Origin of the sequence: Streptococcus sp. 2020WUSS084 (assembly GCF_044427445.1) — a bacterium.
Lineage (GTDB): Bacteria > Bacillota > Bacilli > Lactobacillales > Streptococcaceae > Streptococcus > Streptococcus suis.
In genome coordinates this window covers 141,349-162,140 of the sequence record NZ_JAOTGC010000001.1, presented here as the reverse complement: position 1 = coordinate 162,140, position 20,792 = coordinate 141,349, and the positions used below count along the sequence as shown (strand labels likewise).

At 41.9% G+C, this 20,792-nt stretch carries 17 protein-coding genes; 1 reads left to right on the top strand and 16 read right to left on the bottom strand.

Going from position 1 to position 20,792, the window contains the following annotated elements:
• Nucleotides 1-59 precede the first annotated feature (59 nt).
• From ODU50_RS00765 to nth, 15 genes are all read right to left on the bottom strand, one after another.
• Nucleotides 60-395: a hypothetical protein gene (locus tag ODU50_RS00765; RefSeq protein WP_023370404.1), complete on the bottom strand. Its 336-nt coding sequence runs from the start codon at nt 393-395 to the stop codon at nt 60-62.
• Complete coding sequence (locus ODU50_RS00760; protein ID WP_398581269.1) at nt 396-2,264, bottom strand: ABC-F family ATP-binding cassette domain-containing protein; 1,869 nt, start codon at nt 2,262-2,264, stop codon at nt 396-398.
• Entirely contained in the window at nt 2,257-3,468 is a 1,212-nt protein-coding gene (locus ODU50_RS00755) for a CCA tRNA nucleotidyltransferase (protein WP_398581268.1), read from the bottom strand. The genes ODU50_RS00760 and ODU50_RS00755 overlap by 8 nt, the downstream gene beginning before the upstream one ends.
• Complete coding sequence (gene dapB, locus ODU50_RS00750) at nt 3,465-4,232, bottom strand: 4-hydroxy-tetrahydrodipicolinate reductase (RefSeq protein ID WP_024381818.1); 768 nt, start codon at nt 4,230-4,232, stop codon at nt 3,465-3,467. The genes ODU50_RS00755 and dapB overlap by 4 nt, the downstream gene beginning before the upstream one ends.
• Before the next feature lie 8 nt (nt 4,233-4,240).
• Nucleotides 4,241-5,092 carry a DegV family protein gene (locus ODU50_RS00745; RefSeq protein ID WP_398581267.1) on the bottom strand — a complete coding sequence of 284 codons (852 nt, stop codon included), beginning with the start codon at nt 5,090-5,092 and terminating at the stop codon, nt 4,241-4,243.
• Between the two features lies 1 nt (nt 5,093).
• On the bottom strand, nt 5,094-5,468 hold the full coding sequence (locus tag ODU50_RS00740) for a DUF1149 family protein (protein WP_002934959.1): 375 nt from the start codon (nt 5,466-5,468) through the stop codon (nt 5,094-5,096).
• Between the two features lie 95 nt (nt 5,469-5,563).
• Entirely contained in the window at nt 5,564-7,519 is a 1,956-nt protein-coding gene (locus ODU50_RS00735) for a fructose-specific PTS transporter subunit EIIC (protein WP_398581266.1), read from the bottom strand.
• Nucleotides 7,516-8,427: a 1-phosphofructokinase gene (gene pfkB, locus ODU50_RS00730; protein ID WP_105153023.1), complete on the bottom strand. Its 912-nt coding sequence runs from the start codon at nt 8,425-8,427 to the stop codon at nt 7,516-7,518. The genes ODU50_RS00735 and pfkB overlap by 4 nt, the downstream gene beginning before the upstream one ends.
• Nucleotides 8,424-9,173, bottom strand: coding sequence for a DeoR/GlpR family DNA-binding transcription regulator (locus ODU50_RS00725; RefSeq protein ID WP_024395563.1), 750 nt, complete (start codon nt 9,171-9,173; stop codon nt 8,424-8,426). Before ODU50_RS00725 ends, pfkB begins: the two co-directional genes overlap by 4 nt.
• Before the next feature lie 102 nt (nt 9,174-9,275).
• On the bottom strand, nt 9,276-10,331 hold the full coding sequence (locus ODU50_RS00720; RefSeq protein ID WP_398581265.1) for a pyridoxal phosphate-dependent aminotransferase: 1,056 nt from the start codon (nt 10,329-10,331) through the stop codon (nt 9,276-9,278).
• A 30-nt stretch (nt 10,332-10,361) separates the two neighbouring features.
• Complete coding sequence (gene trmD / locus ODU50_RS00715) at nt 10,362-11,087, bottom strand: tRNA (guanosine(37)-N1)-methyltransferase TrmD (protein ID WP_024381813.1); 726 nt, start codon at nt 11,085-11,087, stop codon at nt 10,362-10,364.
• Nucleotides 11,077-11,595 carry a ribosome maturation factor RimM gene (gene rimM / locus ODU50_RS00710; RefSeq protein ID WP_024390341.1) on the bottom strand — a complete coding sequence of 173 codons (519 nt, stop codon included), beginning with the start codon at nt 11,593-11,595 and terminating at the stop codon, nt 11,077-11,079. The genes trmD and rimM overlap by 11 nt, the downstream gene beginning before the upstream one ends.
• A 97-nt stretch (nt 11,596-11,692) precedes the next feature.
• Nucleotides 11,693-13,042 carry an MATE family efflux transporter gene (locus ODU50_RS00705; protein WP_398581264.1) on the bottom strand — a complete coding sequence of 450 codons (1,350 nt, stop codon included), beginning with the start codon at nt 13,040-13,042 and terminating at the stop codon, nt 11,693-11,695.
• Between the two features lie 69 nt (nt 13,043-13,111).
• A complete protein-coding gene (guaC, locus tag ODU50_RS00700) occupies nt 13,112-14,095 on the bottom strand; it encodes a GMP reductase (RefSeq protein ID WP_014637970.1) in 984 nt (327 codons plus the stop codon).
• A gap of 285 nt (nt 14,096-14,380) precedes the next feature.
• Entirely contained in the window at nt 14,381-15,004 is a 624-nt protein-coding gene (nth, locus tag ODU50_RS00695; RefSeq protein WP_012775083.1) for an endonuclease III, read from the bottom strand.
• A 97-nt stretch (nt 15,005-15,101) separates the two neighbouring features.
• On the opposite strand from nth, the gene ODU50_RS00690 reads away from it, so the two are divergent.
• Complete coding sequence (locus ODU50_RS00690) at nt 15,102-15,965, top strand: NAD(P)H-hydrate dehydratase (protein ID WP_024413173.1); 864 nt, start codon at nt 15,102-15,104, stop codon at nt 15,963-15,965.
• A gap of 43 nt (nt 15,966-16,008) precedes the next feature.
• Here ODU50_RS00690 and ODU50_RS00685 read toward each other — a convergent pair whose 3' ends face one another.
• Nucleotides 16,009-20,757 carry a S8 family serine peptidase gene (locus tag ODU50_RS00685; protein WP_203181207.1) on the bottom strand — a complete coding sequence of 1,583 codons (4,749 nt, stop codon included), beginning with the start codon at nt 20,755-20,757 and terminating at the stop codon, nt 16,009-16,011.
• Nucleotides 20,758-20,792: the final 35 nt, after the last annotated feature.

Sequence of the window (20,792 nt, the reverse complement as noted above, 5' to 3'; positions counted from 1 at the left end):
CAATGCAAAGGTTTGCGTAAAGCCTTTTCAAAAATTTGTACGGATAAAAATTAATTGCTCTATCGAAAGAGATAGAGCAAAATTAAAAATTGAATATGTAAGATAAACCTTCCAATGGAAAAGAGCATAACTGTCGTAAAATTACTACCTTCTTTCGTTCCATTATAGAGAAAAAGAGTAGAAATAAAGGTAAAACCTAGAGCAAAGCCCACCATCTGCAAGTCGTGATAAGACTGACTATAAAAATACAAGGTGCTTGTCAGCAATATCATGGACAGGATAGTTAAAATCAAGCGCAATGTATTCATTTTTTGGGTCTTTAGATAGCTAAACAAAGCCGCTCCCAAGGTTACCAAGAGATAGATGACCATATATGACATGACAAGAACTTTCATCTAGCCCTCCAGTTCGCTCAGATACTCATACCGCTCATATTTTTCCAAGAGCAGGTCGTTTTTCTCATCCAATTCCTTCTGCAAATCGGATAATTTTGTAAAATCACTACCACAGGTCAGCATTTCCGCCTCGATTGCCGCAATCCGCTCCTCCAAGCCAGCAATATCCTCTTCGATGGTTGCCCATTCCTGCTTCTCAAAGTAGGACATCCGCTTCTTGGTTTCTTTTACCTTCTCGGATTTCTCCTTTGGTTTTTCCAAGGAAATGGCAGAGCTGGAAGCCAGAAAGGCCTTCTCATCCAGATAGTCTGTGTAGTTGCCAAAGAAGGTCTCTATACCGCTATCTTCGAAAGCCAAGATTTTATTGGCTACCTTGTCTAGGAAATAACGGTCGTGACTAACGGTAATGACTGGTCCAGTAAAGCCCTGCAAGAAATGTTCCAAGACTGTCAGAGTCGCTATGTCCAAGTCGTTAGTCGGTTCGTCCAGTAAGAGAACATTGGGTCGTTGCAAGAGAATCTTAAGCAAATAAAGTCGCTTCTTCTCCCCGCCTGACAATTTCTCAATCAAGGTCCCGTGGGTATTGCGTGGGAAGAGGAATTGCTCCAAGAGTTCTGCGATAGAAACCATACCAGATGTCGTCTTAGCTTCTTCTGCCACTTCCTGCAAGAAATTGATGACCCGCTTGCTTTCGTCTAAACCTTTAATGGTCTGAGAAAAATAGCCGATACGGATGGTTTCACCAATTTCCAGCTTACCGCTGTCTGCCTGCAAATCACCTGCGATTAGATTGAGCAAAGTGGATTTTCCTTTTCCATTATCACCGACAATTCCTATGCGGTCCTTGTTTTGAATGAGCAGGTTAAAGTCTTTTAAAATGGGCTTGTCAGGATAGGAAAAGCTGACATTTTCAAAATTAATGACCTTTTTACCGATACGAGAGGTTTCAAAATTGATTTCCAATTCGCTATCGTCTATCTTGTGGGCTAAATCGCCTTTAAGGTCATGGAAACGATTGATACGGGCCTGTTGCTTGGTAGCACGAGCTTGAGGTTGTCTGCGCATCCAAGCCAGCTCTTGTTTGTAGAGCTGCTCTTTCTTATGGCGAAGGGCGGCATCTCGCTCGTCCTGTTCTGCCTTTAAGCGAACATAGTTCTGGTAATTTCCCTGATATTCGGTTAAGCTGGCGCGATCCAATTCAAAAATCCGTGTCGCCACATTGTCCAAGAAATAGCGATCGTGGGTAATAAAGAGAACAGACTTTTTAGTATTTTTCAAGAAAGTCGTCAACCATTCAATGGTATCAATGTCCAGGTGGTTAGTCGGTTCATCCAGCAAGAGCAAGTCAGCATTGCCAAGGAGAACTTGGGCCAATTGCACTCGTCTACGTAGACCACCCGATAAGTCAGCAACGGTTTTGTTGAGGTCTGTCAGACCGAGTTTTGACAGAACAGTCTTGACCTGACTTTCAATCTCCCAAGCATTGAGAGAATCCATCTCTGCCATGACTTTCTCCAGTCTTGCTTGACTTGCTTCATCGTAATGAGATAAGAGTAATTCGTATTCACGAATCAGCTGAGTTTCACGGAGGTCAGATGAAAGAACGGTGTCTAAAACTGTCTTACTTTCATCAAAATCAGGTTCCTGGGTCAGATAGGCGATTTTATAAGCATTTTTTGTACGAAAAGGTGATACATCTCCGTCAAAACCGATACGACCTGACAGAACATCCAGCAAAGTCGTCTTTCCTGTACCATTGACCCCGATAATACCGATTCTGTCGCCTTGATGGATGATGAAAGACAGATCAGCAAAGACCGTTTTATCTCCGACAGATTTAGTCAGGTGTTCAACGATAAAATCACTCATTCTCTAAGATTCCTTTCACAAATGTCATAATCGCTTGCTCTTCGTTTTCCAGCTGTCCTTCCACAATCTGGAATTCCACCTCTTTGAGTAGTTCTCCCAATACTGGACCTGGTTTGAGGTCAAATGCCTTCATCAGATGTCCTCCATTGACAACAATTTCATGCTTGTCGTGGATAGTCAAGGCTTGGTCAATCTTATCGATTGCTGCAAAATCTGCAACAAAACCTTGTGCCTGACGGAGTTCCTCTACCAAGTATAAGAATTCTTTGCCATACTTGAAACAGATTTGCTTGGTAACAGGTCCTGCTTGGCGGAGCTGATAAATCTCTACCAACTTGACCACGCTGCGTTGGAAATCATTGCTGGTTTTCCATTTTTTCAGGAAGGACTTGATGTTATCAATACCTAGGCAGACAAAGAGCATGGCCCAAGCTTGTTCAGATGTCGAAAAGCGAAACTCTTCTGTCAGACTTGTTAGCATGGCCTCTAATTCATCACTTTTTCCAGCTAAATCAGGCAAAAAATCATAAGCCTTGGAATCAATCATAGCGCGCAAGCCTTTTCGCCAAAAATCCGCCATCAAGAGTTTATCAAACTCGATAAAGCTACGTTCCACCGAGATTTTTTCCAAAAGCGGTGCGGTTTCAACCATAGCTGTGAAGGTAGTCGGTTCAATCTCAAAGTCCAAGGTCGCTGCAAAGCGAAATCCACGCATGATACGGAGGGCATCTTCGTTGAAACGCTCAGCCGGGATGCCTACAGCCCGTAGGGTGCGGTTTTCTAAGTCAGTCGTCCCATCAAAGAGGTCAACAATCTGTGCCTCTTCATCCAGAGCAAAGGCGTTGACTGTGAAGTCGCGACGTTTGAGATCCTCTTCTAAGGAACGCACAAAAGAAACCTGACTCGGCCTACGGAAGTCAACATACTCCTCCTCTGTCCGAAAGGTGGTAATTTCATACTCCTTTTTCCCCTCTAGTACTAGCACCGTACCGTGTTCAATTCCGACATCAATAGTCCGTGAAAAGATTTGTTTCGTTTCCTGAGGGTAGCTGGATGTCGCAATATCGACATCATGAATAGGCCTACCGAGAATGGCATCACGAACAGAACCGCCAACGAAATAAGCCTCGTAACCAGCTGCTTTAATTTTCTCTAAAATCGGCAAAGCCTCCTGAAACTCAGAAGGCAGATTGTTTAATTTCATAATAAGTGTTCCAAACCATAAACGAGTTGTGAGCGTTTGACTACCTCTTTAATGCCTAGATTGACACCGCCCATAAAGGAAATACGATCGTAAGAGTCATGACGAATGGTCAAGCCTTCGCCCTGTGCCCCAAAAATCACTTCCTGATGGGCAACAAGGCCTGGCAAGCGTACTGAGTGGATACGGAAGCCGTCAAATTCTGCACCGCGAGCGCCAGCAATCAGTTCTTCTTCATCCGCTGCACCTTGAGTCTGTGACTGACGAACTTGGGAAATGAGTTCGGCCGTTTTGACAGCCGTACCACTCGGTGCATCCTTCTTCTTATCGTGGTGCAATTCAATGATTTCAAGATTTGGGAAATACTTGGCTGCTTGTGCTGCAAATTGCATGAGCAAGATAGCGCCAATAGCAAAGTTAGGAGCGATCAAGCCGCCCAAACCCTTCTCAGCAGATAAGGCGGTCAATTCCTCGATTTCTTCAGGGGTAAATCCTGTCGTTCCAACCACAGGTGCGAAACCATTTTCCAAGGCAAAACGGGTGTTTTCATAGGCAAATTTTGGCGTTGTAAAATCCACCCAGACATCAGCTTCCAGACTGGCAACTTCTTCTTTGGTCTTGAAAACAGGAACACCATCTACTTCTGTTTCTGTCGCAAAGGGATCCACCAAGGCAGCCAAACTAAGTGCTGCGTCACCTTTGACCATCTCAACAGCCGTTGAGCCCATTTTTCCTTTGAATCCTGCGATAATTACCTTAATTGTCATAGAAACTCCTATTCAATAATGGGAGAAATACCAAAGGCCACTGCCCCTTCTCCCAAGTGCGTACCGATGACCGAACCAAATGACACGATTGGTAAATCGCTACCGACACCTGCTTCTTCCAACTGCTGTTTAAAGTTTTCAGCCTTCTGAGGTGCGTTGGCGTGAATGATAGCAATCTGATACTGTCCTTCGGTCGTTTGTTCTTGGAGGATTTCCAAGAGGCGTTTAATGGCCTTTTTCTCCGTCCGAACTTTTTCATACACTTCAATCTTACCCTCACCTGTAAAATACAGAATCGGTTTGATGCTCAAAAGATTGCCAAGCAAGGCTGCACCATTGGACAAGCGACCACCTTTTACCAAATGATTGAGGTCATCAACCATGATGAAGGCTGTAGTCTTCCCAATTTCTTGGTCCAATTTCCCAGTAATCTCTTCAAAACTAAGTCCTGCATCAGCCCATTTGAGAACATTTTCGACCATCATGCCTAAAGGAGCCGATGTGATTTTGGTATCTGGAAAGGCAACGGTTAATCCTTCAAATTCATCAGCCAAATATTGAATATTTTGATAAAAACCTGAAATACCTGATGACAAGAATAAGCCAAGTGCGTGTGTATAGCCTTTCTCTGTTAATTTAGCCAGAATTTCTTCTAGTTCCATCAAACTCGGTTGGCTGGTTTTAGGTAATTCTTTCGATGAAGCCATTTTTTGATAAAACTCTTCAACCGTCAAATTTTGTCCTTCGATATAATTTTCCCCATCGATGCTGACTGGAATACTTAGGACAAACAGGTCATCCCGCTCAATACTTTGGATATTCAAAACAGCCGATGAGTCAGTTATAACTGCTAATTTCATATTAAAACTCCAAATTCACTCCTGGTGCATCAAAGGCGATTTCAGTAACCTCATAAGTCATTCGTTTTAAAATGTCCAAAAGAGGCTCTACCAAAACACGTTTTTCCTCATCAGTAAATTCAGTTGGCTCTTCTACCAATCGATTTGGTAAGTGAACGGCCTGACTCATGGCGCCTGAAATCACAAAATGATCTAGTACAATCATAAAGCGCAAAATGGTAATCATAGATGTTCGATTTTCCGCACGATTTTGCTCAATCAATTGAAAGTCAACTTTCAATTTTGTTTCCGGAATTCCGTTCTCTTTTTCCCACGCGTGATTGCGGGCATCAAAATGATACTGATTGACAAATTCTTTATCGCGAATGATTTCCATTTCAAGACTCCTCTAATAACAATAATACTCACATTATACCATAATCCTCGTGAAATAGCTAAAAAACCTTGCCAGAAGCAAGGTTTCAATTAAAATTATTTAGCTTTACGAAGTGCTCCGTAAAGGACACCTGATACAACCGCACCGATCAAAACATAGGCGATGTAAAGCAATGGATTAGATGTCAAAGCGATAACGAAGATACCACCGTGAGGAGCCATCAATTGGATGCCTGACAAACCAACCAAGGCACCTGCAAGGGCAGAACCAGCGATAAAGCTTGGGATTGCACGAGCTGGGTCAGCAGCACCAAATGGAATCGCACCTTCAGTGATGAATGAAAGACCCATAACGATGTTTGTCAAACCTGAGTTACGCTCTTCTTGTGTGAATTTGTCTTTGAAAAGAAGGGTTGCAACGAAAACTGCCAACGGTGGAACCATACCACCTGACATTACCGCTGCCATGGCAACAGAACCACCATCTGCAACAGTTGCTGCAAGTGTACCTGTACCGAAGACATAAGCTGCCTTGTTGACTGGACCACCCATATCGACTGCCATCATACCACCGAGGACAAGGCCGAGGAGAATAGCAGAGCTACCTTCAAGACCTGCAAGGAAGTTGTTCATACCTGTGTTGATTGCTGCCATTGGGATGTTAACGAAGAACATCAAGAAACCAGTGATTGCTGTTCCCAAAAGTGGCAAGAGCAAGATTGCATTCAAACCTTGAAGTGATTTTGGAAGGTTGCGCAAAGCGTTGCGAAGAACGAGCACTACACCACCAGCAAGGAAACCACCAACAAGGGCACCCAAGAAACCAGATGATACACCTGCAAGAGCAAGCGTTTCTTCACCACCAGCTGCGTAAGGAATTTTACCGAACGCAAGACCGCTACTAGCAATTGCACCAGCTACGAAACCTGCAACCAAACCTGGTTTTTCAGCGATTGAGTAAGCAATATAACCTGCTAGAAGTGGCAACATGAAGCCGAAGGCTGCTCCACCGATCTTCATGAACATAGCTGCGATTTCATGGTATGAACCAAGACTACCAAGGCTGTCTTGTGGCACACCTAGAGCTCCATCGAATAGGAAGGCAAGGGCAATCAAGATACCGCCACCGATAACGAATGGCAACATTTGAGACACACCACTCATCAAGTGTTTATAGAACGCTTTGCCAAGACTGAGTTTTTCTGAAGATTCCACAGTAGCTGCTCCTTCTGACGCAGTGTAGGCTGATGCTTTACCATCCAAGATAAGGTTAATTAATTCTTCTGGTTGTTTGATTCCAGCTGCAACTGGCCGAGATACCAAAGGTTTGCCATTGAAGCGAGGCATATCAATAGCCTTATCTGCTGCGATGATAACACCTGCTGCATTCTTAATGTCTTCAGCGGTTAGTTTGTTTCCAACACCTGAAGCACCGTTGGTTTCAACCTTGATGTCAACACCCATCTCAGCAGCTTGTTTCTTAAGTGCTTCTTCTGCCATGTAAGTGTGGGCGATACCTGTTGTACATGCTGTAACAGCAACGATAAATGGACGGTCACCATTTGGTGCTGCAACTACTTCTTCGGCAGCCTTATCTGCTGCTTCAGCTTCGTCAAAGACTGAAATGACTTCTTCTGGGCTAGAAACACCACGAAGTTTGTCAGCAAATCCAGGCTTCATCAAGTATTTAGACAATTCAGCAAGGGCAGCCAAGTGTGTATCGTTTGCACCTTCTGGAGCTGCAATCATGAAGAACAAATCAGTTGGTTGACCATCAAGACTTGCATAGTCGACACCTTTGTTTGATTTTGCAAAGAGAACAGTCGCTTCTTTTACAGCCGCATTCTTAGCGTGTGGCATTGCGATACCGTCACCAAGTCCTGTTGTCGTTTGTGCTTCACGGTTCATGATACCTGTTTTGAATACGTCAAAATCCGTTACATAACCTTTATCAACCAAACTAGCAATCATTTCATCAATAACTACTTCCTTGCTTGTCGCTTGCAAATCAAGTAACATGACATCTTTTCTCAAAACGTCTTGAATTTTCATAGTGTTTCTACCTCAACTTTTTCATAAGTTTCCTTAATAAATTCGATACTTGCCAAATCATCTGAAAAGGCTGTTGCCGTACCGCAAGCAACTCCCCATTTGAGGGCTTCGATTGGGTCTTGTGAGCGAACGTATTCACCTGTAAAACCTGCCACCATGGAGTCTCCAGCTCCGACAGAGTTTTTCACTGTTCCCTTGATTGGTTTGGCAAAGTAAGTAGCTGCTGGAGTGACCAACAAAGCCCCATCCCCTGCCATAGAAATGATCACATTCTGAGCACCCATTTCTAAGATTTTCTTAGCATAGGTCTCGATGTCTGCGATGCCATTCAACTCGACATTGAAGATTGCTTCAAGTTCATGGTTGTTTGGCTTGACCAAGAGTGGCTGGTGTGCTAGTGAGTCAAGAAGTGTTTGACCTTCAAAGTCACAGACCACTTGCGCTCCTGCTTTTTTAGCCACAGGAATCAGCCTATTGTAGACTTCATTTCCAAGACTAGCTGGAGCAGACCCCGCGAAGACAACGGTGTCTTCTTTGGTCAATCCTGCTAAGACCATTTCTAATTCGGCCAACTGTGTATCTGTCACAATCGGACCCAAACCGTTGATTTCTGTTTCTTGGTCAGCTTTGATTTTCACGTTAATACGTGTATCTTGATCAACCTGAACAAAATCAGTATCAATTCCTTCGGCAATCAATCCATCTTTGATGAACTGACCTGTGAATCCCCCAAGGAAACCCGTTGCTGTATTTGGATAGCCCAAGCGCTTCAAAATACGACTAACGTTAATTCCCTTACCACCAGCATACTTATCATCGCTCTCCATACGATTGACACTGCCCGTCTCGACATGTTCTAAACGAACGATATAGTCAATCGCTGGATTGAGCGTAACTGTATAAATCATACCTCGATTACCCTCGTTTTCTCTTTTATGATGTCCAACAAACTGCTTTCTGAAGATTGGCAGATAATGTTGGATTTTTCGATTGCCGCAACTTTAACAAAGGAGAATTGACCAATTTTAGAAGCATCTGCCAAAACATAGCTTTCTTTGGCATTGTCTATGATAGTGCGTTTGATGGTCGCTTCTTCAATATCTGGCGTTGTAAAGTAATTTTTATCAATACCATTCATACCTAGAAATGCCTTATCAAAGTTGAGCTGACGAATTTGTTCCAATGCTATCGCTCCAACGGAAGCATCTGTTGATTGCTTAACAAAACCACCTATAATGATTGTTTTTATCTTGCGTTCAACCAGCCTCACTGCGTGGTGAATAGAATTGGTAACGACTGTCAGATTTTCCTGCTGAAGATAATCAATCAGTACACCGGTTGTTGTACCTGCATCTAAAAAAATTACGTCTCCGTTAACAATCTGTCGAGCAGCTCTTTCCGCAATCTCTCGTTTTTCTTGAACGTTTTTGACAGATTTTTCTAGAATAGACTCTTCGAGTTGTAAATTCCCTGGCGCTTCAGCACCGCCGTGTACACGACGAAGCTTACCTTCGTTTTCCAACTCGTCCAAATCCCTACGTACAGTAGACTCAGATGTATCAAGAACTTCGATTAATTCCTCTAGCCGAACAAACTGTTGAGAGTGTATTCGCTCCAATATAATCTGTTTTCGTTCTGATTTGAGTATGTTCAACACCTCCTGCAATCGTTTACAAAAATCATTATACACGATTTTCTGCCATTGTCAATCATTTTCTATCATTTTCTTTCAAAAAACAAAAAAACTAGCAGAAATCTACGCTTCCACTAGTTTCTCAATCATTTTTTTCATCATGTCCATTTCTTCTGGACGGCCGATAGACAGGCGAATATGCCCCTCTAATTTACCTGTTGGATAATATTTGAAATTCCAATCCTGTGCCAAGGCTTGCTGATAAAATTCTTCTGCCCATGGTGCTTTAAACGTTACAAAACTAGCCTGACTAGGTAGAACTTGACAGTTATCTAACCCTTGCAATAATAAAATCATTTCTTCTCGCAAATTCTGAATTACTCCTACTGTTTCTAAAACCTTGTCTGTATAATTCAATGCAACGGCTGCCATTTTTGCAGTCAAGTTTGACAAGCTGAATGGGGGAATGACCTTGTCCAATTCATAAATTAACTCTTCGCTTCCTACCGCAAAGCCAACTCGTAAACCTGCAAGTCCAAAAGCCTTTGATAAGGTCCGTAAAACTAAAACATTGTCAAATTGTTGCAGACGACTGATGAAGCTTTCGACATTTGCAAATTCAATGTAAGCCTCATCTACAACGAGTAGCCCTTTAAAAGAAATAGCCAATTTCTCCAAATCTTCTAGTGAATAAGCTACTGAAGAAGGATTGTTAGGATTGGAAAGCATGATTATCTTTACCTTCACCTCCTCCGCACGTGCCAACAATTTCTCTACTGGCAGGACGAGTGTATCGTTTTTTGCTTCCAAATCAATGGCTTCAAAACGGCTACCATGCATGTGATTATAGGTTTCATACATGAAGAAGTCTGGATTGACAGTCAAAAAAGTATCATCCTTTTCCATAAAGGTGGAAATAATCATGTGAATAAGGTGATCAGAGCCCACACCTACCGTCACTTGTTTGGGATTCACTCCAAGATAGGCCGCATATTTCTCAATCAGTTCGGAGTAAGTGTTATCACCATAAAAACTTAATTGATTGACATCCAAATTTTCCAAAGTCTCTTGTGGCAAAAAAGCCCAATCAATGATACGATTTTCGTTATTTCCTAAATCAAATCTTGCCTTTTGTTTGATTTTATAAGGTTGGTAATGTTCAAATACCTTGCGTTTCATCATTTCTCCTTCTAGCAAGAAAAACACAGTCTAATCAACTGTGTCTTCTGCCTTGATTTTTTCAAAAATAGTTAACTCTTCAGCTGTAAAGTTGTAGTTTTCTAACAAGTCTGGACGACGTTGATAGGTTTTGCGTAGACTCTCTTCCAAACGCCATTTACGAATATTTTCATGGTGACCGCTCATTAATACATCTGGAACTACCATTCCACGATACTCGTATGGTCGGGTGTATTGAGGATATTCCAATAGCCCTGATGAAAAACTATCATCCGTATGACTGACTTCCTTGCCAATAACCTCTGGAATCAGGCGAACGGTAGCATCAATCATGGTCATAGCTGCCAACTCTCCACCTGTCAGGACATAATCTCCGAGAGAAATTTCATCTGTTACTAAGGTCTTAATCCGCTCATCATATCCTTCATAGTGACCGCAAATGAAAATCAGCTGCTCTTCCTGTGCTAATTCTTCGGCATAGGCCTGATTGAAAGTACGCCCAGCGGGATCCAATAGGATAACACGTGGAGTGGTTTGTTCAATGCTATCCATGGTATCAAAAATTGGCTGGGCACGGAGCAACATGCCTTGTCCTCCACCATAGGGTTCATCGTCCACATGGCGAGCCTTTTCAGCATTCTCTCGGAAATTGTGGTAGTTGATTTCTAGCAAACCCTTGTCACGCGCCTTACCCACAATAGAGTGTTCTAGAGGTGCAAACATCTCAGGGAAGAGGGTCAAAATATCAATTCTCATCGTCTAGGCCCTCGAGCAATTCCACATCGACACGGTTATTTGGAATATCAATGTTCAAGACAACAGGTGGAATATATGGCAAGAGCAGGTCTTTCTTACCTTTTCGTTTCACCACCCAGACATCATTGGCACCTGGCTGCAAGATTTCCTTGATTTGTCCGATCAGAATATCATTCTCATAGACATCCAAGCCGATAATTTCATGGTAATAAAACTCACCATCTTCAAGGTCGGTCAAATTTTCCTCGGCAATTTTCAAACTAAAGCCCTTGTACTTTTCAATATCGTTGATATGGTACATGCCCTTAAACTTGATAATATCAAAGTTCTTAGCCTTACGGTGACTAGCAATTTCCACTTCCATGACAAACTGATCCTTGTCATCAAAAAGTGCAAGCTTTGCCCCTTTTTTAAAACGATCTTCTGCAAAATCGGTCACAGACAAAACACGCATTTCCCCTTGTAGGCCTTGCGTATTAACAATCTTTCCTACGTTAAAATAATTCATAATTTCTCCATTTGATTTTCTATCCTTTTATTTTAACATGAGCAAGATATTTTCACAAGAGAGAAAAAGCCGGATGCCTCCGACTTTCATAGTTAATTTATTTCACAGACAAATGAGAATGAGCTATTTTGATCAAGCGCAAATTAAGAGCTATTCCGCAGACAAAAATCCCTGAAATAAGACCGATCCAATAGGCTTCTGGACCCATTTTGAAAAATCTTTCAAGCAAGAATGCGACTGGGAAGGTCATGGACCAATAGGCAACCAAACCAAGTATAAATGGAACAGTCGTATCCTTGTAACCACGTAAAATCCCCTGAATAGGTGCTGTAAAGGCATCTGCTAACTGGAACATGAGAGCAAAGCTCAGGAAATGCGAGGTCAGACGGATAAATTCTGCGTCATTACCATAAAGGTAGGCAACTTTGGAGCGGAAAAAATATAGGAAAGTGAGTGTTAGGCCTGCAAAGCCTAGTGCTACTAAGCGTCCCAGACGGCTGTAGGCTTTCACATCCTGTGGTCGTTTAGCCCCTACTTCATAAGCAATGACAATAGCTAGGGCTGAAGAAACTGAGGCAGGAAAGGCATATAATAATGTCGCAAAGTTCATAGCTGACTGGTGGGCTGCTATAATCTGGGCTGAAAATTTTGCCATATAGAGCCCTACTACTGCAAAAATTGCTACTTCTGCAAAGACTTGTAAACCGATGGGAAGACCGATTTTCAATCCTTCTTTCAGTAAAGACCCATCAATCGGACTCCACCGCCAAATCTGATAAAAAGAAATAGTCTTATTTTTGCACATGACAATGACGATTACTAGCAATACCGCCCAGTAAGCTAAAGCAGTACCCAATCCAGCTCCAGCTCCGCCTAGGGCCGGGAGGCCCATTTTCCCATAAATTAAGAGATAGTTAAATAGACTGTTAAATGGGACAAGGAGCAACATGAGGTACATGGATAGCTGAGTCAAACCGAGGGCGTCGAAAAAAGAGCGACAGACACTAAAGAGCAAGAGAGGCAGGATGCCAATGGAAATAAAATAGAGGTACTGCCTGCCAACTTGAAAAACAGATTCATCAAGTCCAAACTGAGCCAAGGTGGGAACAGCGATAAATAGGACCGAGCACAAGAGTAAAATGGTTAATCCGATTGCTAGATAGACAAACTGATGAAACTCCTCACGAATCTTATCTCTTTCACCTTTTCCTAAATGTTGAGCGATGATTGGGACCAATGCAGATACAATCCCTGTTAGAAATGAAAAAAGCGGATTCCAAAGACTGGTTGCCATGGAAACACCAGCCAAATCCATAGTGCTGTACTGGCCTGTCATCATGGTATCGATAAAGGATGCGGAGTAATTAGCAAATTGATAAATTAAAATGGGCAAAAATATTTTGATAAAGAGCCAGAGCTTCTCTTTGTTATTTCTTGTTTGGTACATGCTTATTCTCTTTCAATTTTATATAAATATTGTAACAAGAAAAGGACCCGCATTGCAAGTCCTCTTTGACTAGATAGAGTCACCATTCCAGATAGAGTTTTTCACGATAACATAGTCCACATGCTTCAAGCTGGTAATGTCACGTCCACCTGCATAAGAAATAGATGACTGCAAATCTTGCTCCATTTCAACCAGAGTATCTTTCAAATGTCCTTTGGCAGGGAGTAAGATTTTCTTACCTTCTACGTTTTTATAGGCACCTTTTTGGTATTCAGATGCAGAACCATAGTACTCTTTGAATTTCTCGCCATCAACTTCAATTGTTTTACCTGGGCTTTCAATGTGACCAGCAAAGAGCGAACCAATCATGACCATGCTTGCGCCGAAGCGGATGGATTTGGCAATATCTCCGTGGGTACGGATACCTCCGTCCGCAATAATTGGTTTACGGGCAGCTTTTGCGCACCAACGAAGGGCAGCCAACTGCCAACCACCTGTACCAAAACCAGTCTTAACCTTTGTAATACATACTTTACCTGGACCAATACCAACTTTTGTCGCATCCGCACCAGCATTTTCTAGTTCACGAACTGCTTCTGGAGTACCGACATTACCTGCAATGACAAAAGTCTCAGGTAATTCTTTCTTGATATGTTGGATCATCTTGATAACACTTTCTGCATGACCATGAGCAATATCAATGGTGATAAACTCAGGGGCATCAGCTTTCAAGCTAGTCACAAACTCATATTCATATTCTTTTACGCCAACAGAGATGGAAGCAATCAAACCTTGCTCGTGCATGCGTTTGATAAATGGAATACGACCAGCTTCATCGAAACGATGCATGATATAGAAATACCCTTCTTTGGCAAGCATTTCTGCCACATCTTCATCAATAATAGTCTGCATATTAGCTGGAACAACTGGTAATTTAAAGCTATATTTCCCAAGAGTCACTGTTGTATCTGCCTCGGAACGGCTATTGATGATACATTTATTTGGAATGAGCTGAATATCTTCGTAGTCAAAAACTGGAGTTTCGTTGAACATGCTTCTACCTCTTTTTCTTAACATTGGAACAGAAAAACAGTTTGTTTTTCGTATTTTTTCCTTATTACAAGATATAGTATAGCTTATTGTTTGTGTTTTGTCAATAAAAAAGAAACCTATCTAGACAATATTCGGATATATCACTTTTGGAACTCGTTTATAAAACATAACATTCGTATAATTCTTTTCTGAGTTACTATTCTTATAAAATTTAAAAAAATGTTCAGAATTTACTCAAACAATTTCACATAAAAACTAAAAAAATCTTCAAAAACAGAAGATTTTTTAGTCAAATTCATATAATTGTGGGAATTTTTCGCATTCAGGGTTCTTAGGATGGCAGACTTCTCGTCCAAAATAAATCATAGCTTGATGAGCAGGGAGCCAGAGTTCAGGAGGTAAGACTTCCATGACTCGTTTCTCTGTTTCCAGGGGTGTAGCCGATTTTTTGACAATATCGTGGTGTTTACAAATCCGTCCCACGTGGGTATCAACTGCAAAGGCTGGGATTCCGAAACCGACACTTAAGACAACATTGGCCGTTTTTCTTCCCACTCCTGCCAGAGCTTCTAATTCCTCACGAGTCTGCGGAACAATGCCATTATGCCGTTCCATCAACTGCTGGGCACAGTCTTTTAAAAACTTTGCCTTGTTTCGGTACAAACCCAAACGAGAAATATAAGGCTCAATATCCTTCACTTCTGCTGCCGCCATGGCTTGGGGCGTAGGGAAAGCTGCGAACAAACCAGGTGTTGCCTTATTCACCGCAGCGTCTGTAGTTTGAGCAGATAAGAGCACTGCACATACCAACTCAAAGTGATTTCGAAAGTCCAAGCTAGGCTTAGCATCAGGATACAGAGCGATGATTTCTTCAATAACTTTTCTTGCACGTTTTTTTGATAATACCATGAATTCATTATAGCATGAAAACTTGGATTTATCTAAAATCTGGATTGTCATAAACCTCATTCCTCGTGGTATAATAAGAAGAAAAGGGGGAATAAGTATGGACTTACAAGAACTCTGTAGAAAGGTTATTCAAGCAAGACCACGCAATAGCCATAAGGGAAGCTATGGTCGAGTCTTGCTGATTGGTGGACTGTATCCTTATGGTGGAGCGATTATCATGGCCGCACTAGCAACCGTCAACAGTGGAGCAGGCTTGGTAACTGTTGCTACTGAAAAAGACAACATATCAGCCTTACATAGTCATCTACCTGAAGCCATGGCATTTTCATTTGACGATCAAGCCTTGCTGATAAGTAGCTTAGAAAATGCTGACTTGGTATTGATTGGTCCAGGTTTTGGGGAAAATAGCAGAGCTGAACAGTTATTGGACTTTATTTTTGAACATTTATCTGACCAGCAGATTTTGGTTCTTGACGGCTCAGCCCTTACCTTAATTGCAAAGCAAAACAGGAAGAACTTCCCGTGTAAACAAGTCATCCTGACACCCCACCAGAAAGAATGGGAACGGTTATCAGCCATTCCGGTTGCTGACCAAACAAGCCAAAGAAATCTTGAAGCCTTGCAATCTTTTCAAGAAAATACAATCCTTGTAGCTAAAAGTTCTGCTACTCAAATCCTAAAAACCCAGCCAAACCAAGTCACTCCAATAGGAGCTGGTGGTCCCTACCAAGCAACAGGAGGTATGGGAGATACTCTTGCAGGTATGATTGCAGGATTTGCTGTACAATTTCCCCATGTTCATCTATATGAAAGAATCCTTGTAGCAACCTACCTCCACTCCTATATTGCCGACCAACTGGCTCAAGATTATTATCTTGTAAAGCCAACTGATGTCTCAAGAAACATCCAAAAGACAATGGCTTCAATTTCAAACACAAACAACCGCCTAATCAATGATTAAGCGGTTTTATTATTTAGCAAACTTGTGATAAAGTTAGTGTTGGTTATACTTCTTCCTTATGACGTCGTTTGCTTACTAACAGAGTCCCTAGCCCAATAATGACACCAAGAACAAGATAGTATTTCGTATCATTTTCTCCAGTATTTGGTAGTTGAGTCACCTGTTTTTCTTGATTAGGACTAGATAGACTAGCTTGCAAAGTGACTGGACGAGGTAAAGTTGGTTGAAGGTTTGGCTTCTGACCTATCGGTACATGCCCTGAATTCCCAGTATCTTCTACAGGAGGTGCCTGTACATCAACTTTTTCTGAGTCTATAGGTGGAGGCGTTACAGTGCCTTCATCTTTTTTGTCAGTGGCAGTATTTGCTGGCTCTTTGGCATCATTTGTTGAAGTAGCAACACCATCCAGTTCTGCCTGAGCGCTTGTCAGAACGGCTAGAGCTTGATCGACACTTGCTTGGCTTGCAGATTCATCAACTAGAATCGCTTTCGCTGCTTCAACTGCCTGGTCATAAGCTTGTTTCACGTTCTCAGATGCATTGAGATACTTAGCATCTGTCGCTTTTAATACGGAAGAAACGGATACTGCGCTACGAAGGGCTGAAATATCAGTCTTTTGACCATCTAAGTTGGCTTTCGCTGCTAACAAGTCAGCCAACGCTTGGTTGACAACTGCCTGTGTTACATTCTCTTGGTTCAATACAAGTTGTGCTGAACGAACAGCTGTATCATAGGCAATTTGTTTGGTATTTTCAGCATTGTAATAAATAAAGTTTGCCTGAGTCGGTGTGTAGTTTGATACTTCAGCAATTAGTTTTTCCTTATCGGTAGCCTGACCGTTTAGCTGTTCTTTCGCCGCCACAAGACTGGCAACTGCTGAATCTACTTGTGCCTGATTGTGTTTGTTGGCATATACTGCATTGGCATCTTCTAATGCTTTAGCATAGGCAGTTTGAAGTTCTGGACTAGCATTGTAATAACGCGCTGTTTCTTCAAGTCCTGCAAGTTCAGCAATCAGTTCTTTCAAAGCAACTTTATTAATCAAGGTTAATTTCTTAACATTTGACTGGTTTGCAAGTACTGCTACGTCTAATTCTTCCAAAAATTCATAGCCTTCTGGGAGGGTTGGAAGGATAGTGTAGGTACCAACTGGTACAAATTTACCATAATCGGTCTTAGAATATTTAGCATTTGGTAGCTGAATAGTCTGGCCATCAGCAGTTACCAGTTGGATGGTTGAACCAGAAGGTAGTAATGCATCAATATCTACCAGCAAGTTGGCCTTATCTTTCAAAGTCACATAGAAATTCACCTCGGCAGTGCTATTTTCTTCCGAAATTGTCACAACTGCTTTTGTTTCACCAGCTAGGCTTGACCATTCTGTATCATATAAGAATAAATCAAAGGTGTAAGTACCAAATGGTAGCTTAAGAACGCTAGTATCGCCGGCATATCGTGGTAATTCTGCAACAATCTTGCCTGTTTCATCGGTGACTGAGTAAGAGAAAAGTATTGGTACAGGACTATTTGTATCTTTATCAAGAATATTGACAGTTACCAACCCTTTTTCATTGCCGATACTGATCAGATTCTCTACTTTTTCATAGCTGATGTTACCAGCATAATCCTCTACTGTGTAGTAGAATTTTGAAATATCTGCAAGGTCAAGAGGCAATGTAAAGGAGCCATCGTCGTTTTGTGCCACAAATACCTTGTTATCAGAAACGGTTACATCACCATTTTCTAATAAGGAAGGAATAGTTGTCACACCGCTTGCATCTGCTACAAGATAGAATACTTGCTCGCGATATAGACCGGATTCTCCTTTTTCAATGGCTGGACGAGGGTTAAATGTAAAGTTTGTTTCATCATAGGTAGCTGTGGTGATAACTGGTGATTCTCTATCGATGATAACGTCGAAAATCATAGTTTGTACTGCTGCACCTGGAACTTCAGATGAGTAGGTCAAAACGTATTGATACTTACCATCTGCTAAAGCATTTCCCTCGCTGTCTGTCCCATTCCATTCAGTAGGGTAAATAATGCTTGATTTTGGATTTTTAGGATCACCACTATAGAAGTTCTTATTGCCTGACTGTGGTTGACTTTCCCAAAGTGGATTTGTTCGTTCGGTATCATCTGCAGCATAGACGCTTGCGACTAAATCCGTATAATTTCTCAAGAAGACACCTTTGAAAGCGAGCGAATCTTGGTTGTCATCCCCATTTGGCGAGATAGCTAAATGAGGCTTACCGGACTCATCAAGCTCTAAAACAAAGTATCCTGCTTCATTTTTAAATGTACCAAGTGTCTTGATCGCAAAGTCAGATCGTTTGTCTGTAGAATAGATTAACTCCGTACTTCCAGTAACAAGACCTGTGTAGTGATGGCTGATGTCAACAGTATCTGGTTGTGCTGTAACAGGTTCAAAGTAGAAGCCCCCCTTACCATCGGCAATAAGATTGTAAATCGGCTCTTCTAGAACGGCTAGATTTTGGAATTCCCCACGGAAACCAACGTATGGAACGCTGACAATATCACCACCATCGGCTACATCTGTAAATCGAACAAAACCTTCAAGATAGTAACCGTTTTTCATTAAACCTGTCAATTCTTCTGCAAAGCTTGATGCATCGACATTAATTGTAACAGTTGTACTTGAATTGGCTTGCACAGTCACCTTACCGCCAGGAATCTCTGTTAATAAACGCGGAGCCAAGGTAATCAATCCGTTTTGAACAGTATCCGTTGTTAACTGTGTTGAGTAGTTTAAAGTCTTATCTTCGTTTGTAATGTTATGAAGTGTGACCGTAAAGCTGAATGTATCCTCAACATTTCCCAAGGTAATGCTGCCATACCCATCTTCGCCAGTCAAATATAAACCTGTAGAAATAGCTGCCGCAGTATCAATAATACCCGCACCTTGTTGACGTGGTGAAGTGTAGGCATTCGTATCTTTGTTCACATGAGCTTTTGCAGTAGACATAAGCAAGTGTTTTACTAATGCTTCGATTTCTTGAGGAGACTTAGTTGGATAAGTTTCCTGTAAATATTGTTTTACTAATACAGCTACTCCCGCCACATGTGGAGAAGCCATACTTGTTCCCTGCATGTTGGCATAGTCATTATCATTAATCGCTGCATAAATAGCACCACCCGGAGCAGCTAAGTCTGGTTTTAGTTCGCCATCTGCTGATAGGCCCCAACTTGAAAAATCTGAAAGAAGACCTGCTTTGGGGTTGGGACGAATATCTGTTTCGTTATTGAACGCAATCTTATATGGCTTAGCCGCCAAAGCTTCACCGAATTCCAATGGAATGAAGATAGATGGAATTGCGATAGCTGTACCATCCAGTTGCATGCTCACATTAGCTTCGCCTGGGCGGCTATTGAAAATAACAACCCCTACTGCCCCTGCGGCTGTTGCATTGGCTATTTTTTCTGAGAAACTGATGGTTCCTCGTTTGATGAGTGCAAGTTTTCCAGTCAAATCTAAACCATCAAAATCCGAAGCCTGACCGATTCCTGCATAGACATATTCATATTCCTTTCCAACTTCAAATGGTACAGGACTTTTCTCTGGATTATCGAACGAACTCTTTCCGTAGTTCAAATCAGCATTATTTTCTAAGCCAATGATATTAATTACTTTACTGCCAACCGTTGTGTTATTGTAAGAAGCGACAGAAATTGCATCGCGAGCTGTTGAAGGAGCTCCGACCAAGCCATAATCTGGATAATCGGCTGACGGATTAGAATGACCTGAACCAAATGTTCCATCATTACCAGCGGCAATAACAACAGAAACACCTGCACGACGAGCAGCCTCGATTGCTGCAGTCACATTTTCATTCATGTTAACAACAGAGCCGTTAGCTCCTCCCAAGCTGAGGTTGATGCTATCGGCACCTAATTTTACAGCATCTTCAATCGCCTTTACGTACAATGCTGCGCCTGTTGTAGCTTTGAGATCTGAGAATACGCGCATAAACATGATTTGCGCTTCAGGAGCTACACCATACATTAATTGTCCAGCAACTGGTTGCGTCGGATTTCCTGTGGCAATGCTTGTCACGTGCATACCGTGTGAACGTTTATCTTCTTCTTTCAAGACAGTATTCACATCGACATAGTTATAACCAAATACAACCTTATCGTTAAACCATTCACCGTAGGTAATTCCTGCTGCCTTTTTAGCTGCTTCTATCTCTTTTTCTGATTTATATTTCGCAGTTGAGAGGTTTGAAATACGCAATATGTCGTGGTCAACATCAAGACCAGAGTCTATGATTGCAACTACTGTTCCTTCGCCTTTGTAACCACTGTCCCAAACTTTAGGTACTGTAATGATCGTATTACTATCAATGTTTTGTGGTTTCGCTTCTTCCTGATTAGTAATAGCAGTAGTCACATCTGCTGTGGAAAGCTTCTCCTCTTCTTCTACTTTTTTCTCTGAAGTAGATGGAGTTTCTACAGCTGGTTGAGTTGCTTCTGTCTCTGCATTTGTGACATTTTCAAAAGCAGTTCTTCCCTCTCCATTATCTGTGGTGGTCACATCAGTTGGGTTAGCCTCCACAGAAGTGTCAACTAACTCCTCGACTACGGGAGTTTTTGAGGCTGATTCGCTTACGATTGCTTCAGGAACAGTTGTTTCCGCCTTAGTCTCTACAAGGCTTGTCAATTCATCTGCAGCTACCGATGGTGCACCTGCAAACAAAAAAACTGCACCCAAAAGAACAGACACAGTTCCAATTTTATACTTCCGAAGTGAGAAAGTTTCTTTCTTTTTCATAACTTTTCCTCCTAGTTTTTCTCCTTTATTATTGG